At 36.2% G+C, this 15,233-nt stretch carries 17 protein-coding genes and 3 other annotated features (1 of these 20 only partly in view); of the genes, 6 read left to right on the forward strand and 11 right to left on the reverse strand.

Features of this window, described 5'->3' with window-relative positions:
• Positions 1 to 28, reverse strand: a binding site (T-box leader); it reaches 201 nt to the left of the window's first position.
• A gap of 62 nt (positions 29 to 90) precedes the next feature.
• Positions 91 to 888 carry a TrmH family RNA methyltransferase gene (locus BWGOE10_RS22755; protein ID WP_070145061.1) on the reverse strand — a complete coding sequence of 266 codons (798 nt, stop codon included), beginning with the start codon at positions 886 to 888 and terminating at the stop codon, positions 91 to 93.
• Positions 889 to 970: 82 nt separating this feature from the next.
• On the opposite strand from BWGOE10_RS22755, the gene sspI reads away from it, so the two are divergent.
• The 5 genes from sspI (at position 971) to BWGOE10_RS22780 (ending at position 3,729) form a co-directional block, all read left to right on the forward strand.
• Positions 971 to 1,180 (forward strand): small acid-soluble spore protein SspI, encoded by a 210-nt coding sequence (sspI, locus tag BWGOE10_RS22760; RefSeq protein WP_000009511.1) that lies wholly within the window; start codon positions 971 to 973, stop codon positions 1,178 to 1,180.
• Positions 1,181 to 1,355: 175 nt separating this feature from the next.
• The gene (locus tag BWGOE10_RS22765; protein ID WP_070145062.1) at positions 1,356 to 1,913 is read left to right on the forward strand and encodes an HD domain-containing protein; all 558 of its coding nucleotides are present in this window, start codon (positions 1,356 to 1,358) and stop codon (positions 1,911 to 1,913) included.
• 162 nt (positions 1,914 to 2,075) lie between these two features.
• Positions 2,076 to 2,789, forward strand: a complete 714-nt coding sequence (locus BWGOE10_RS22770) for a CPBP family intramembrane glutamic endopeptidase (RefSeq protein ID WP_070145063.1) — start codon at positions 2,076 to 2,078, stop codon at positions 2,787 to 2,789.
• Positions 2,790 to 2,978: 189 nt separating this feature from the next.
• Positions 2,979 to 3,353, forward strand: coding sequence for an ammonia permease (locus BWGOE10_RS22775; protein WP_070145064.1), 375 nt, complete (start codon positions 2,979 to 2,981; stop codon positions 3,351 to 3,353).
• Positions 3,354 to 3,366: 13 nt separating this feature from the next.
• Complete coding sequence (locus tag BWGOE10_RS22780) at positions 3,367 to 3,729, forward strand: ammonia permease (protein ID WP_070145065.1); 363 nt, start codon at positions 3,367 to 3,369, stop codon at positions 3,727 to 3,729.
• A gap of 20 nt (positions 3,730 to 3,749) precedes the next feature.
• Here the strand turns inward: BWGOE10_RS22780 and BWGOE10_RS22785 are convergent, their stop codons facing one another.
• A complete protein-coding gene (locus BWGOE10_RS22785; protein WP_070145066.1) occupies positions 3,750 to 5,546 on the reverse strand; it encodes a DHA2 family efflux MFS transporter permease subunit in 1,797 nt (598 codons plus the stop codon).
• A gap of 12 nt (positions 5,547 to 5,558) precedes the next feature.
• Complete coding sequence (locus BWGOE10_RS22790) at positions 5,559 to 6,212, reverse strand: HlyD family secretion protein (protein ID WP_001071405.1); 654 nt, start codon at positions 6,210 to 6,212, stop codon at positions 5,559 to 5,561.
• Positions 6,213 to 6,508: 296 nt separating this feature from the next.
• Between BWGOE10_RS22790 and BWGOE10_RS22795 the strand changes: the two genes are divergently transcribed.
• The gene (locus BWGOE10_RS22795; RefSeq protein WP_070145067.1) at positions 6,509 to 7,126 is read left to right on the forward strand and encodes a TetR/AcrR family transcriptional regulator; all 618 of its coding nucleotides are present in this window, start codon (positions 6,509 to 6,511) and stop codon (positions 7,124 to 7,126) included.
• A gap of 41 nt (positions 7,127 to 7,167) precedes the next feature.
• On the opposite strand, the gene BWGOE10_RS22800 is transcribed toward BWGOE10_RS22795, so the two are convergent.
• The 8 genes from BWGOE10_RS22800 to dnaI all read right to left on the reverse strand — a co-directional run bounded on the left by BWGOE10_RS22800 (position 7,168) and on the right by dnaI (position 15,214).
• Complete coding sequence (locus BWGOE10_RS22800; protein ID WP_070145068.1) at positions 7,168 to 8,253, reverse strand: M42 family metallopeptidase; 1,086 nt, start codon at positions 8,251 to 8,253, stop codon at positions 7,168 to 7,170.
• Between the two features lie 69 nt (positions 8,254 to 8,322).
• Positions 8,323 to 8,814 (reverse strand): dUTP diphosphatase, encoded by a 492-nt coding sequence (locus tag BWGOE10_RS22805; RefSeq protein WP_000365057.1) that lies wholly within the window; start codon positions 8,812 to 8,814, stop codon positions 8,323 to 8,325.
• Positions 8,815 to 9,250: 436 nt separating this feature from the next.
• Positions 9,251 to 9,607 carry a 50S ribosomal protein L20 gene (rplT, locus tag BWGOE10_RS22810; protein WP_001138364.1) on the reverse strand — a complete coding sequence of 119 codons (357 nt, stop codon included), beginning with the start codon at positions 9,605 to 9,607 and terminating at the stop codon, positions 9,251 to 9,253.
• Between the two features lie 38 nt (positions 9,608 to 9,645).
• Positions 9,646 to 9,846 (reverse strand): 50S ribosomal protein L35, encoded by a 201-nt coding sequence (gene rpmI, locus BWGOE10_RS22815; protein ID WP_001125945.1) that lies wholly within the window; start codon positions 9,844 to 9,846, stop codon positions 9,646 to 9,648.
• 21 nt (positions 9,847 to 9,867) lie between these two features.
• Positions 9,868 to 10,371 (reverse strand): translation initiation factor IF-3, encoded by a 504-nt coding sequence (infC, locus tag BWGOE10_RS22820; protein WP_002015470.1) that lies wholly within the window; start codon positions 10,369 to 10,371, stop codon positions 9,868 to 9,870.
• Between the two features lie 63 nt (positions 10,372 to 10,434).
• Positions 10,435 to 10,555, reverse strand: a sequence feature (ribosomal protein L20 leader region).
• Between the two features lie 206 nt (positions 10,556 to 10,761).
• Positions 10,762 to 12,699, reverse strand: coding sequence for a threonine--tRNA ligase (thrS, locus tag BWGOE10_RS22825; RefSeq protein WP_000786076.1), 1,938 nt, complete (start codon positions 12,697 to 12,699; stop codon positions 10,762 to 10,764).
• A 47-nt stretch (positions 12,700 to 12,746) separates the two neighbouring features.
• Positions 12,747 to 12,974: a binding site (T-box leader), on the reverse strand.
• 31 nt (positions 12,975 to 13,005) lie between these two features.
• Positions 13,006 to 13,887 (reverse strand): putative sporulation protein YtxC, encoded by an 882-nt coding sequence (gene ytxC / locus BWGOE10_RS22830; protein WP_070145069.1) that lies wholly within the window; start codon positions 13,885 to 13,887, stop codon positions 13,006 to 13,008.
• A gap of 388 nt (positions 13,888 to 14,275) precedes the next feature.
• Complete coding sequence (dnaI, locus tag BWGOE10_RS22835; RefSeq protein WP_002015473.1) at positions 14,276 to 15,214, reverse strand: primosomal protein DnaI; 939 nt, start codon at positions 15,212 to 15,214, stop codon at positions 14,276 to 14,278.
• Positions 15,215 to 15,233 lie beyond the last annotated feature (19 nt).

The following is a 15,233-nucleotide window of genomic DNA, read 5'->3' on the forward strand; positions in this document are numbered from 1 at the left end:
AGCTACTCTTCTCTATCAACGTTTTTCGTTATTTAACTTTTATTGTATGTTCATTACAAACATATACTTCAACTTATTATAAGAAGTTTTTTATTTGTTCGCAACTGGGCTTTGTAAATAATACGTTAAAATCCCTGCTGCAACCGCAACATTTAATGATTCTGCCCCTCCGTAAATCGGAATATACAAGTTTTGATCACTTTTCGCAAGAATTTCTTGGCGTACGCCGCTTCCTTCATTTCCTACAATTAATGCAAAACTTCCGGCCGGTGTTACTTCACCATACGGAACTCCATTTTCAAGAGCTGTTCCATATACAGGGACGTTACTTTCTTTTAACTTGTCCACCCATTCTTCTAAGTTCCCTTTTACAATCGGTAAGTGAAAAATAGAACCTTGTGTAGAGCGTAATACTTTACTATTATAAACATCAACGCACCCTTCTCCAAGCACAACGGCATGAATACCAGCTGCATCAGCTGTACGAATAATCGTTCCCAAATTACCTGGGTCTTGAAGGCCGTCTAATAAAAGAAATTTCCCATCAGTAAGAGCTACTTCTTTCTCATGTTTCTCACAAACAGCAAATACGCCTTGCGTTGTTTCTGTTTCGCGAAGTACTTTTACAATTGCTTCAGGCACAATATACATTTCAACATCATTAACTGTCCAATCTTTCGGAAGATCTGTCTGATCTGAAACGATAAGTTCTGTTACAACTCCTGCCTTTAACGCTTCCTCTACTAAATGGAATCCTTCTACAAAAAATAAACCTTTGTTATCGCGCTCTTTTTTCGTCTGCAGCTTTTTCCACTGCTTCACACGCGGGTTTTGTACTGAATCAATGTTTTTCATAATATGTATTTCCCTCTCTTCTTGTCTTATCATTATAGCCTATTTTTCATACATATTTACATAAAAAAGAACAAAAACTAACGTCAGTTTCAATTCTGAAGAAGAGGTGAAGATAATGAGTTTTAATTTACGCGGCGCTGTATTAGCGAATGTATCTGGAAATTCACAAGACCAATTACAAGAAACGATTGTCGATGCAATTCAAAGCGGTGAAGAAAAAATGCTTCCAGGTCTTGGCGTTTTATTCGAAGTCATTTGGAAAAATGCTGATGAAAATGAAAAACACGAAATGTTAGGAACACTGGAGCAAGGATTAAAAAAATAAACACTAAAATGTCACCTTAGAAAAAACTAAGGTGACATTTTATGTCTATAAAATTTTTCTTCTCCTAAACATTTCTACTTTACTAACGCGGATTGATGGAGTACAATGTTCAAAATACATTTAAACCGATCGATTTTCTTCATATACATCATTAGATAAAAGGAGTGAATGTTTTATGCACCGTATTACGCTTGAACAAGTTTTTAAACATCACATTACACAAAAATATGTAAACCGTTCTGGAATGGTCCACGCGATTGCTGTCGCTTACCATGCGTTTCACTTAGCTAAAAAGCATCGCGCCTCAGTCGATGCTGCGACAAAGGCTGGTTTCCTTCATGATATCGGACATCACACATGGTACAGTGAGGGAGAATGGGACTATGACTTGTATAAAAAGAATGATATACATGCGATTAAAGGAGCAGAAAGAGCTCATAAATTGCTTATTAGATTAGGAGAACACCCGAAACTAGCAAAAGAAATTTCTGTTGCAATTCTTCTGCACACTGATTCTTTCCTACTAGAACAAACGCTTGAAAGAACACCTCTACAAAACGTTATTAAGTGGGCGGATGAAGCCGATGAAGAACCAGGTGGCGCACATCACTACCGAACGATTTCTTATGAAAAAGCATTGAAAGCTATTCAGCAATTAGACCGATTGGTAGAGCGTGAATTACAAATAGAGCAATCGAAATCGAATAATAAAACAGAACATATTTACCAATGAGAAAGAGGCATCACTACAGAGTGATACCTCTTTTATTATTTTCCCCTAAAAAACGCACAGAATATTTCAAATTTAAATCTTGTATGTAATATTTAAACGTAACCTTCCAAATTCAAATCAGCTATAATTTTATATATAAATATAAAGAGGTGATTTGAACATATGCAATCCGCTACACAAATTCCACACGAACAGAAAAACTCCATGTCATGGTTACAATTTCTTGGAGTTTTATTCATTCTCTTTCCGTGTCTCTCGTTAATAAATATACTCTTTACATTTTTACCTATTGAGTTATATGGATACATTAACCCAGATACAAATAAACCCTTGCTTGAATCTATAAAAAATGTAAGTTATGAATTAGTTGCCCTACTTTTACTAATCGTATATATCATGAAATATCAACCACTGAAAGAACTAGTATTACCTACATTCGATTTTCGAGTTTTAAAATCTTTTCAGATGTACATCTATGTTCTCATTTATTATGTACTCACCCTGTTTGTAGATATGTTTGTACTAGATAAATTATTCCCTTCATCCGTACAAGAACAGTCTGATGCATTACAACTTTCAACACTAGAGCACTATCCACTTCTCTTACTTCTAGCTGGTGGAATTTTTGTACCTATTTTTGAAGAGCTTGTATGCAGAGGTATTCTTCTTCGTTTTTTCGAAGAGAAGTTTACCTTTTTGCCAGCTGCAATTCTCTCAAGTTTAATTTTCGGTATTGCTCATACGTACTCTGTGGGAGTTATGATTAGCGCATTTATGACGGGAATATTTGCTTGTTTATTGTACAAACAAACTAAATCTATTATTCCCGCTATACTATTACATATTTTGACTAATATAATCGCCTTTTCAATGTAAAAAAGAGGTATCATCACGATACCTCTTTTTACTCTTTTATAACAGCTTCAAACTCTTCTTCCGTTAACACTTTTTGATCATTCGTATCGTTACTACTCATTCCTATCAAATTATACATATTCATTAATAATATCCAAAATAAACCTCATGTTGTAAAATATAACTTAATTCATATAAAGGAGTTTACATATGTTTAGTATTATTTGGATGCTTTTTATGCCACTTCTCATGTTGTGCGGAATTGCTGGTGGTATTTTTTTAGTGGTAACCGGAATTATTCATCGTAAATTCCTTGCTATTTTAATGGGGATTATTTGCTGCTCATTCGTTATAATGCCTTTTATTTTTTTGAACAAAGGTATAAACGGAGAGAACGTTCTTCACATTCCAACAGTTCTATATTGGATACTCTTCTCTCTTGCTGGCTTATTCGCAGGAATGAATGGGGCACGTTCAAAAATTAATAGTATACGTAACATGGGATTCATTATTTTCTCGATAGGGCTGTTCACAGCTGTTTGTTATCAGCTCATGTCTATGCCTGATTCATCTTTCATTCGTTAAGGAGTTATTGTACATGGAATCTACCGGATTATTTATTTGGCTCATCTTAGCCCCTATTTTATTGTTATGTGAGATCATCGTGGGCATTTTTTTAATTGCTACTGGAATTAAATATCGAAATTTTTTTACATTCATAGCAGGATTGACTAGCATATTGCTTATCGTTGTTCCTATCATTTGTATAGGTTATGGAATAGACATAGAGCAGATGATCCCAATTTCAGGAACTTTATATTGGTGTCTCTTCTCTTTAGCTGGACTATTGGCTATTATAAGCGGAAGACAAATATCAAGTATTCGTTCTATGGGGACGATTTTGTTTATAACAGGATTATGCTCTGTGAGTGGTTATCATCTTTTATATCTCACTCTTTAAAAGACAAAAAAGCAGGGAATTTAATTCCCTGCTTTTCTATTTCGTTTATTGCCTGATGGTAAGAAGAACGATAACACCCAAGCAATACCGGCTAATATTGTTGCAATTAAGAAGGCATCATTAATACCGTTAATTGCAGATAGCTTTGAAATTTGTCCGAATAATAGTTGGGTGCTCATCGCATCTCCTGCTTGAGCTGATCCGGCTAATGCCGCTAAGCTTTGGCCCATACCGTGTACTTTATCAACTAAAATTGGGTTTGACGTTGTTAACATATTGCCATAATCCGCTACGTGTGCAGTCGTTTGTTGCGTCATAAGTGTGATTAATATCGCTGTTCCAATTGAACCAGCTACTTGTCTTGACGTATTTTGCGTTGCTGTACCGTGAGAAATTAATTTCATCGGCAGTGCGTTCATACCAGCTGTCATAATTGGCATCATAATGAATGACATACCAATTGAACGTATAATATAATCCGTCATAATAACGCTATACGGAGTATCCATCGATAACGTTGTAAATTTATATGTCGCAAATGTTGTAATGGCTAATCCGACAATTGCTAACGGACGAATACCATACTTATCAAATAGTTTCCCTGCAACTGGCCCCATGATCCCCATAATTAATGATCCTGGAAGGAGTAGTAGACCAGATTCCATCGGCGTAAACCCGCGAATATTTTGCAGATATACAGGAAGTAATAGCATACCTCCGAATAACGCCATCGTTACGATTGCATTTATTACTAATGTGAAAGTAAATACTGGATATTTAAACACTTGTAAATCAAGCATTTTATTGTCCGTTGTTAACTCTCTCCAAATAAATACCGCTAAACCAATGACACCGATAATAAGTGTTATAACAACTTCTGCACTAGTCCAGCCATTATTTCCAGCTTCACTAAATCCGTACAGTAAACTACCTAGTCCAATACTTGAACTAATAACACCGAATACATCTAACTTTGTTTTAGACACTGGCTGAGCTAGTGTAAAGAATTTTAAAGATAAGAACGTAATAATTAAACCGATAACAAACATCCCATAGAACATTAAGTTCCAGCTATAGTTTTCAATTACCCAACCTGTTACAGTTGGTCCGATAGCTGGCGCTAAAATCATTGCAACCCCAAGTAATCCCATCGCCGCTCCGCGTTTATTAGGCGGGAATAATGTCATGAAGATATTCATACCAACTGGCATTAAAATACCTGCACCAACCGCTTGAATAACACGGCCTGTCATCATCATTGTGAAGTTTCCTGATGTAGCACAAATGATAGATCCTACAGTGAAGAATAACATTGCTGCTACGAATAATTTACGATACGTAAACCGTGAAACTAAAAATGCACTAATCGGTACTAAAATTCCGTTTACAAGCATGAAGCCTGTAATTAACCATTGTGCTGTTGAAGTTGATACGTTAAATTCATTCATTAATGGAGGCAATGCAACATTAATGATCGTTTGGTTTAAAATAGAAACGAACATACCGAGAATTAATACAGCTACAACTGCCTTTACATTCACATTCTCTACCGGCAATTGTCTCTTCAGCATTTCTTTTTCCTGTTTTACTTGCTCTTCTTGCTTCCCTGTTTCTAATTCAACTACGTTAGAAGCTTCTGTTTCTTGTTTTGGTTCAAGTTCTTTCTCTACTGTTTCTGCTTGACTTACTTCTATCTTACTTACGGCTGGGACTTGTTCTTCTCCCATATTCGTTTTTTTCTTTCGTAAAAGACGATTTACAAGGAAGAAGACGATTATACAAAATAGTGCATATCCTACAATTGCAATTGAGGACATCTCATCTCCCCCTTACTTATGAATACGAACTGACACATTCATTCCAGGAACAATATTTACTGATTTACTATGATCTAAAGAAATTTTAACTGGTACAACTTGCTTTACTTTCGTATAGTTCGCTGTTGCGTTACTTGATGGTAACATCGAGAATGTATTCGCTGTTGTTAATCCAACTTGTTCTACTTTCCCTGTTAACGTTGTATCTGGGTATGCGTCTACATACACATCTACTGTTTGGCCTTTTTGAACATCATCAATAGTTGTCTCTTCAATGTTTGCTGTTACCCATAAATTGCTCATATCAAATGCGTATGCAATTGGGCTACCTGCTCCAACGAACGCATTTGTTGTTGCGTTTGATTGTACAACTGTAGCATTTTGCGGAATTGTTACGTCTACTGTTTGTTCACCATTTGCTCCCGCTACAGTGACAGCACCTAATTTATCGTTTTCATTGTAGTTTTTTCCTACTTCAGCTTTCCAGTCTGTTAACTTACCTGCTACTGGTGATGCAATCGGAATTACCTTTCCGTCAATTTTTGCATTGTCTGTTTTTAAATAATTTTCTGCTTGATTGTAGTAGTAATAACCGCCGATACCGCCGCCAACTAATACAATTAATGTGATAATGTTGATAATTACCATTCTTCGAAACTGATTCATTGCATTCCTCTCCTTATATCGCATATAATTTTTTTCTAAACTATTTATATCCTTAGTGTTTATATTGTTTAATTGTTAATTATATTAACCTTTAAACAAAAAAAGCACACCTTTTACGACGCAAACTATGTTTTGTCTGCATCCTAGCGGTGCTGATTTCTAAAGGACTATCGTTTATAATTATAAATAATTATCCCGAATCTACAACCAACAATTTAAATCTATATGTTGTTTAAACAACATTACACTACACATTTGTTGTTTAAGTTTTAAAAATTAAACGAGGTGAAGTAAAAATGTCTATTAAAAATACAAATGATCCACGTGTAAAACGAACGAGACAACTCATACAGGATGCTTTTGTCGCTTTAGTAGGCGAAAAGGGCTTCGAAAATGTAACTGTGCAACATATCGCGGAACGTGCTCCTGTAAATCGTGCTACATTTTATAGCCATTACCATGATAAATATGATTTATTAGAAAAAAGCATAGAAGAAATGTTAGAAAAACTAGCTGCAGTAATTAAACCACAAAATCGAAATAAAGAAGATTTTCAGCTCGCTTTTGATTCACCGCATCCAACTTTTTTAGCTTTGTTTGAGCATATCGCAGAAAATACTAATTTCTATAACGTTATGCTCGGCGATAAGGCAGCTGGAAACTATTCTTATAAAATGATGAAAACAATTCAAACACATTTAACATTAAGCTTATCTATTTCCCAGCCAGATGATGAAGACCTTATGGTCCCTCGTGATATTCTTATTAGTTATGTTACAGGCGCTCATATCGGAATGATTATGTCATGGTTAAAAAGAGGCATGATTTATACCCCGCATTTCATGGCAATGCAATTAACTCGCTTAATTATTTTAGGAGCTCATACTGCAGCAGGATTAGAAAGACCGTTTTAAAAATGAAAAAAGCGAAGGAGGTTATCCTTCGCTTTTTTCTATTAATTAAATGTAATGTTATGTACAGCCTCTTTATCAAGACGTTTAATAACTTCTACAATTAACTTCACTGCGTTTTCATAATCATCACGATGTAACATCGCTGCATGAGAATGAATGTAGCGTGTCGCAATCGTAATTGCCATAGATGGGATACCATTTACAGAAATGTGAATTGCTCCTGCATCCGTTCCCCCGCCCGCTACAGAATCATACTGATATGGAATTTGTAATTCATCAGCAACATCAACAACGAAATCACGTAAACCTGTATGACCAATAACAGAAGCATCATATAGAATAATCTGCGGACCATCGCCCATTTTACTTTGTGCTTCTTTTGCCGTTACACCTGGTGTATCACCAGCAATACCTACATCTACTGCGAATGCGATATCTGGCTTAATATAGTTTGCAGATGTTTTCGCACCACGAAGACCAACTTCTTCTTGTACAGTCCCAACGCCGTATACAACGTTTGGATGCTTTTCATCTTTTAATTGTTTTAATACGTCAATTGCAATTGCACAGCCAATTCGGTTATCCCATGCTTTTGCAAGTAACATCTTTTCATTCTTCATCACTTGGAATTCGAAGTACGGTACAACTTGATCTCCTGGTCGTATGCCCCACTCCATCGCTTCTTCTTGGCTAGAAGCACCAATATCGATGAACATGTCTTTAATTTCAACTGGCTTTTTACGAGCTTCTGGAGGTAAAATGTGCGGTGGTTTTGAACCAATTACACCTGTTACATCTCCTTTACGCGTTACAATCGTTACGCGCTGTGCAAGCATAACTTGCGACCACCAGCCACCAACCGTTTGGAAACGAAGGAAGCCTTTGTCATCAATTTGCGTAATCATAAAGCCAACTTCATCTAAATGACCTGCAACCATAATTTTCGGGCCGTTTTCTTCCCCAACTTTTTTTGCAACTAAACTTCCTAAATTATCAGTAGAAAGTTCGTCAGCAAACGGCTCAATATATTTCTTCATTACTTCACGTGGTTCGCGCTCGTTACCCGCAATGCCGCGTGCGTCTGTTAATTCTTTTAGCATTGTCAATGTCTCGTCTAATTTTGTCATTGCCAACACCCTCCTTTTTCTTCAGTCACTTTATTATACAAAATGAAATTGAAATATTCAAAAATTAAATTAGTATCCTTGTGTTTGACGCTGATGATTTACTTCATTTTTATCTAAATATGCTTTTTCAATTTCTTCTTGTTCAAATTCAAGCGCTTGTCCAAGGCGAAGATAGCTTGTAAACAGTTCAATATAGTTCGTAATAGAAGGTTGATCTGTAAAACGAATCACTTTCGCATATGTGTCTAAGAAAATTTCTACTTGTGTTTTATTCGTTTGCGCACATTTATAGAATAAGAAGTTTTTATCAATTCCTAAATCGATTCCGATTGATAAAATAAAATGTAAACCATCTACATATTCTTCTAATATTACTTCACGTTCTGATGCCGGTTTATTGCTCCAATATTTAAAACAACGTGTTTCATTTGCAAGTTCTCCAATTTCTACAAGAAGAGCTAACATTTTTTCTTTTAACAATTTCTTCGGTTGTAAGTCATGTTCTTTCACAATACGGTCATCTAATTCTTTTTGTAATTTAAATAGTTGTAGTAAGTCCATTCTATTGTCCTCCTCCAACATCGCATTTTACGCAACAATGTTGTTTCATCTCAAAGTTCATTATTATTTTTCGTTTCTTATTAATAAGTCAGCTATTTACCTCTTTCTAAAATAGCTTGTCCTTAATTTACAAATACGTTTCAATCATCGTTCTTAGATTATTCATCTGATGAAAGTTCCATATCATCTCTCCATTATAGCAGTGTCGTTTCTGCTAGGAAAGATACTCTTCTTTCCAAAGGAGCATAAATAAAAAAAGCCAGGAGGATTCTCCCGACCTTATACACATATTCTTCTATATCGCTATAGTTTTCGCATTGATTTTGTCATATCGATAACGATAATAAGTAAAGGATTTTGCAAATCATTGAATATTTGCAATGAATGTAAATAAAAAACCTTAGAAGAAAAATCTTCTAAGGTTTCAACTAATTAATTAGTTAATGTTGTTTTTTGCAACTGTTGCTAATTCAGCGAAAGCTTTTTCGTCATGAACAGCTAAGTCAGCAAGCATCTTGCGGTTAACTTCGATGCCAGCATTTTTTAAACCGTGCATTAAGCGGCTGTAAGAAAGACCATTCATACGAGCTGCTGCGTTGATACGTGTAATCCATAATTTACGGAAGTCACGTTTCTTTTGACGACGGTCACGGAATGCATACATTAGAGATTTCATAACCTGTTGGTTAGCAACCTTAAATAATGTACTCTTAGAACCGTAGTAACCTTTTGCTAATTTTATAACTTTTTTACGACGTTGACGAGTAACTGTACCACCTTTTACTCTTGGCATAATATTACCTCCTAGTTTGTTCTATATATCAGCCGAACTTATTTTAAGTTGTCAAGCATTTGACGAATGCGTTTGAAGTCACCAGCGCTAACTACACCAGCTTTACGTAGTTTACGTTTAGCTTTTGTAGATTTGTTAGCGAATAAATGGCTTGTGTAAGCGTGAGAACGCTTCAGTTTACCAGATCCAGTCTTTTTGAAACGCTTTGCAGCGCCGCGATGAGTTTTTTGTTTAGGCATAGGTATTTCCTCCTCTATCTATTACTTATCGTTTTTCGGTGCTAAAACTAAGAACATACTGCGTCCTTCCATTTTAGGCTTAGATTCAATTGTACTAACTTCAGCACAAGCTTCTGAGAAGCGATCTAAAACACGTTGACCGATTTCTTTATGAGTAATGGCACGTCCTTTAAAGCGAATTGACGCTTTAACCTTGTCGCCTTTCTCTAAAAACTTGACAGCATTACGAAGTTTTGTGTTAAAGTCATGTTCATCAATTGTTGGACTTAAACGAACTTCTTTCATGCTAATTACTTTTTGATTTTTGCGCTGTTCTTTTTCTTTCTTCTGTTGCTCAAAGCGGAATTTACCGTAGTCCATAATGCGGCATACTGGCGGTTTCGCATTTGGAGCAACCAATACTAAATCAAGATTAAGACCTGCAGCTAAGTCTAAAGCGTCATTACGAGACTTGATTCCAAGTTGATCGCCGTTTGCGCCAACTAAGCGTACTTCACGTGCACGAATTTGCTCGTTAATCATCATATCCTTGCTAATAGTAAGCCACCTCCAAGGTTTTCTTAGAATACGTTTTGCAATTGTAGAACCCGAACAAAAAAAGTGCGGGCACACGGCACCCACACTTGTAATATCTTTAGTAAGAAATACATTTACCTGCTAACTGCGAATGCGTCCATCAGGTGAGAAGCGGGTGCTTCTACTTGCCAAAACCATATTCTATTATCCTTGATGAGTTTATCATAGGACATGACGTCTGTCAAGAAGACGCAATGTGTTTTACTAACAACAAGAAATATTGTAACAAACAACCAGCATACTTGCAATACTTTTTTATGATAAGTATTGTTTGGTTATTTTTTCTAGATTTTCTTTTTTATAATACATAAAAAAGCCGCGGTATACCGCGGCTTTTTCTTATCGTTTTCCTTCTACTTTAATCATGTCAACAAACGCATCTAATGCGATTGTTTCTGATTTTTGTTCACCATATTTACGTACGTTAACGCCATTTTCAGTAACTTCATTGTCACCTACTACAAGCATGTACGGAATCTTTTGCATTTGTGCTTCACGGATTTTGTAACCAATTTTCTCTTCACGAGTGTCTAATTCAACACGGATACCAGCACGTCGTAATTCATCTTGTACTTTCTTCGCATAGTCTAAATGTACTTGCGGAGAAACTGGAATTACTTGCGCCTGAACTGGAGCTAACCAAGTTGGGAATGCGCCTTTGTATTCTTCAATTAAGAAGGCTACGAAACGTTCCATAGTTGATACAACGCCACGGTGAATTACAACTGGACGATGTTGTTTACCGTCTTCACCAACGTAAGCTAATTCAAAGCGTTCTGGAAGTAAGAAGTCTAATTGTACAGTTGAAAGTGTTTCGTCTTTTCCAAGAGCAGTACGAACTTGAACGTCAAGTTTTGGGCCATAGAATGCCGCTTCACCTTCAGCTTCATAGTAATCAAGACCCATTTCATCCATAGCTTCTTTTAACATACCTTGTGCTTTTTCCCACATCTCATCATCAGCATAATACTTTTTAGTATCTGCTGGGTCACGATAAGATAGACGGAATGAATAGTTTTCTAAACCGAAATCTTTGTACACTTCTAAAGTTAAGTTTACAACACGTTTTAACTCTTCTTTAATTTGATCTGGACGAACGAAAATGTGCGCATCATTTAAAGTCATTCCGCGTACACGTTGTAATCCAGATAATGCTCCAGACATTTCATAGCGGTGCATTGTTCCAAGTTCCGCAATACGGATTGGTAATTCACGGTAGCTGTGAATATCATTTTTATAAACCATCATGTGGTGAGGGCAGTTCATTGGACGAAGAACTAATTCTTCATTATCCATTTCCATTGATGGGAACATACCATCACGGTAGTGGTTCCAGTGACCAGAAGTTTCATAAAGCTCTCTGCTTCCTAGTACTGGAGTGTATACGTGATCATAGCCTAAGCTTGCTTCTTTATCAACGATGTAACGCTCGATAATACGGCGGATTGTTGCACCTTTTGGTAACCAAAGTGGTAAGCCTTGTCCTACTTTTTGGCTATTAGTAAATAGTTTTAATTCTTTACCTAATTTACGGTGATCGCGCTCTTTCGCTTCTTCAAGCATACGTAAGTGCTCATCTAATTCTGCTTTCTTAACGAATGCAGTACCGTAAATACGTTGTAACATTTTATTATTGCTGTCGCCGCGCCAGTAAGCACCTGCAACACTTAATAATTTAAATACTTTAATCTTCCCTGTAGATGGAAGATGAACACCACGGCAAAGGTCGAAGAATTCGCCTTGCTCATAGATTGAAATAACTGCATCTTCTGGAAGATCGTTAATTAAATCTAATTTTAACTCATCGCCGATTTCTTCAAAGCGACGAAGTGCTTCTGCACGTGGTACTTCATGACGAACGATTTCTAAGTTCTCGTTCACAATTTTTTGCATTTCTTTTTCAATTTTCTTGAAGTCTTCAACTGTAATCGCTTCTTCCATATCGATATCGTAGTAGAAGCCATTTTCGATTACTGGACCAATGCCAAGCTCAAGCTTAACATCTTTATATAAACGTTTTAACGCTTGTGCTAAAAGGTGGGCTGTTGAATGGCGTAAAATGTATAAGCCATCTTCAGAATCTAATGTAATGATAGAAACTGCACCATCTTCTTCGATTGGTGTAACAAGATCGATCATCTCATCGTTTAATTTTCCAGCCACAGCTTTTTTCTTTAAGCCTGGGCTAATAGAAGCTGCGATTTCTTCAGTTGTTACGCCTTTTGGAAACTCCTTCACAGCTCCATCAGGGAAAGTAATTTTAACTACATCTGCCATCACTGGTCACTCCTCTTTTTTTCAAAATAAAAAACACTCATCCCATAAAAAGGGACGAGTGTTGAATTCGTGGTTCCACCCTTGTTCCAATTAACCTTATTGTTAATTGCTCAAGTTCAACATAACGGTGTTGTCCGTTAGCAATTACTAGAAAAACGTTCACTGCTAAAGTTTAGAGGTGGTAAGTAATTATCCCGTACTAGGAAGCTCACACCCTAAGGCTTCCCTCTCTGAAAATCGTAGAAAACTACCCATGTCCTCATCATAACATTTCGATATATTTCATTTATGTAGGTAATTATATGCTCAAAAACTTAGAAAATCAAGGGCGTTACCTTTATTTTTTAAATTTTTCACGTTGCGCTCAAATTCATGTAATCCATGTAGTTGCACTCGTTCCTGAAATACATTTCGCAAAGTAATAATCATATTATGATCTTGTTCTTTCGTATATAAATAAATCTTTTTCGGCGAAATAGAAAGAAGTGGCGCAATTACTTTCGTATCGATATATACATCCTGTTTCTTTAATAATTCTTCATCTATATATTGAACCAATTTCTCCTGTTTTAAACGTCTACCTTTATCATCATAGAAAATAAAACTTTCATCAAAAACAAGATGTACACAGGACAAACGTGATTTCCGGCTACTTACTTGTTGGCGAAGTGTCTCAATGAACATTTGATATTCCTGCTCCATCTTATACTCATCAATTGCAACTTCAGCAAGCTCAGCTACCATTTCCCTATATGTACGAAGACGAAAACGAACGTATGATGAAAACGAGAATGAGAGCGGATCACAAAGCCAATCATTCAAAGACGACGCAATATAAGATTCAAATTTTTGACGTGTTAAATCACGAGCTACTCCTTTTCTCCTTTCCTTTAAAATCTCATGTGCCATATGCAATATTTGATGACACTCTTCTTGTTCTTCATAAAAAAACTTTTCCTTTAAAATGGTATGAATCCATTCATTTTGTTTCACATTCATAATGAAATATAGTAATACTGGCAATAAAATCTTTTCAATATAATTCGATTCACATAATGGTATATGAATAATAACCTTTTGTTCGTTTAAATATACACTTGTTTCCTTATATAAGGATTCCGTTCTTTTCGTTAGTTGTCTGTATACGTGCACAGCATCATTCTTTTCTTCGAAGCAAATTTCAATCACTTTTGTCCCCCCTTTTATCCCCGCTCTAAAGGATTGCATCTATACGTTACAAATCCTATAAGAGTCCGATCTATGGAAGTTCACTCTTAGTAGAAACCTATCTCCCATCGTTAGAACATCCACTCGATATGGCTTGCTAATTTTATATATATTAAGGGAGGGAGAAAAAAATGATACAAGCTACTCTGAAAAAATGATTAAAATAAAGTGAAACTTTAATCATTGGAGGTTTTGTCCATCCTCCACTGATTATCAGCCCTCACCAATCGGGCTTTTACGGGCAGCCCGACTCCCACCTAACTTCTTTGCTTTACAGCCGAATTTTGAGGTGGGAATCTTACTGCCCGTTAATGCGGGATAAAAAAGAGCAAGCTTCTCAGCTCGCTCTTTACTTATTACGACGGTTCTTCCCGCCAATTGGGATTGGCTTCGCTAAATATTTAATTCGTTCCATAATACGGGCCGCTTTCATCTCTTCTGCTTCACCGCGCTGTGTATACGTTAAATGATGTTCCAACTGTTTGAAATCAAAGTTAGATGTAAAGAACGTCGGTAAGTTTTCCAACATACGGAACTGTAAGATTGCACCGAGTACATCATCACGTACAAAACTTGACATCGCTTCTGCCCCGATATCATCTAACATTAATACTTGTACACGTTTGACAGCATCAATCTTTCCGCTAATCGAATTATCTTGAATCGAACTTTTGATTTCACGTAAAAATTCAGGGAAGTATACGAGCATCGAACTAATTTTCTTTCGCGCAAGCTCATTTGCAATTGCCCCTAAAAGATACGTTTTCCCTACACCAAATTTACCATACAAATATAAACCTTGTGCTTTTTTACCTGGTTCGTATGTGTTTAAAAATTCATTCGTTGCACCTATTGCATCAATACGTGCATCTAAATCTGAAGGGTCTAAATTTTCCATAGTTGCCTGCAAAATATCAACTGGCATATATACACTTTGAACAAGTTTTTCATATTTTTTTCTCTCATCATATGCTACTTTTCTAATACAACGATCGTATTGAATATCAATCATCTTACCTTGAATGACGAGCTTCGGCTCATATCCTTGTAGCATATTTTTACATGACCCTAAATCTGGACAATCCGCACACCCTACACTTTGTCCAATATATTCATATAACTTCACAAGACTTCGTTCAATCATAGAAGTCGTTACTTCACCTTTATGTTCGTCTATAAATTCTTTCACACGAGGGTGCGCCATCACTTCTGCCTTTAAGACTTCATATCTATTTTTAAAGTTTTTATTTTCCATTAATTTCGTAAATGAATTTTGAATATGCTCCATTTTCTCACCTCAAAGAGCG

Origin of the sequence: Bacillus mycoides (genome assembly GCF_001757995.1) — a bacterium.
Classification (GTDB): domain Bacteria; phylum Bacillota; class Bacilli; order Bacillales; family Bacillaceae_G; genus Bacillus_A; species Bacillus_A mycoides_B.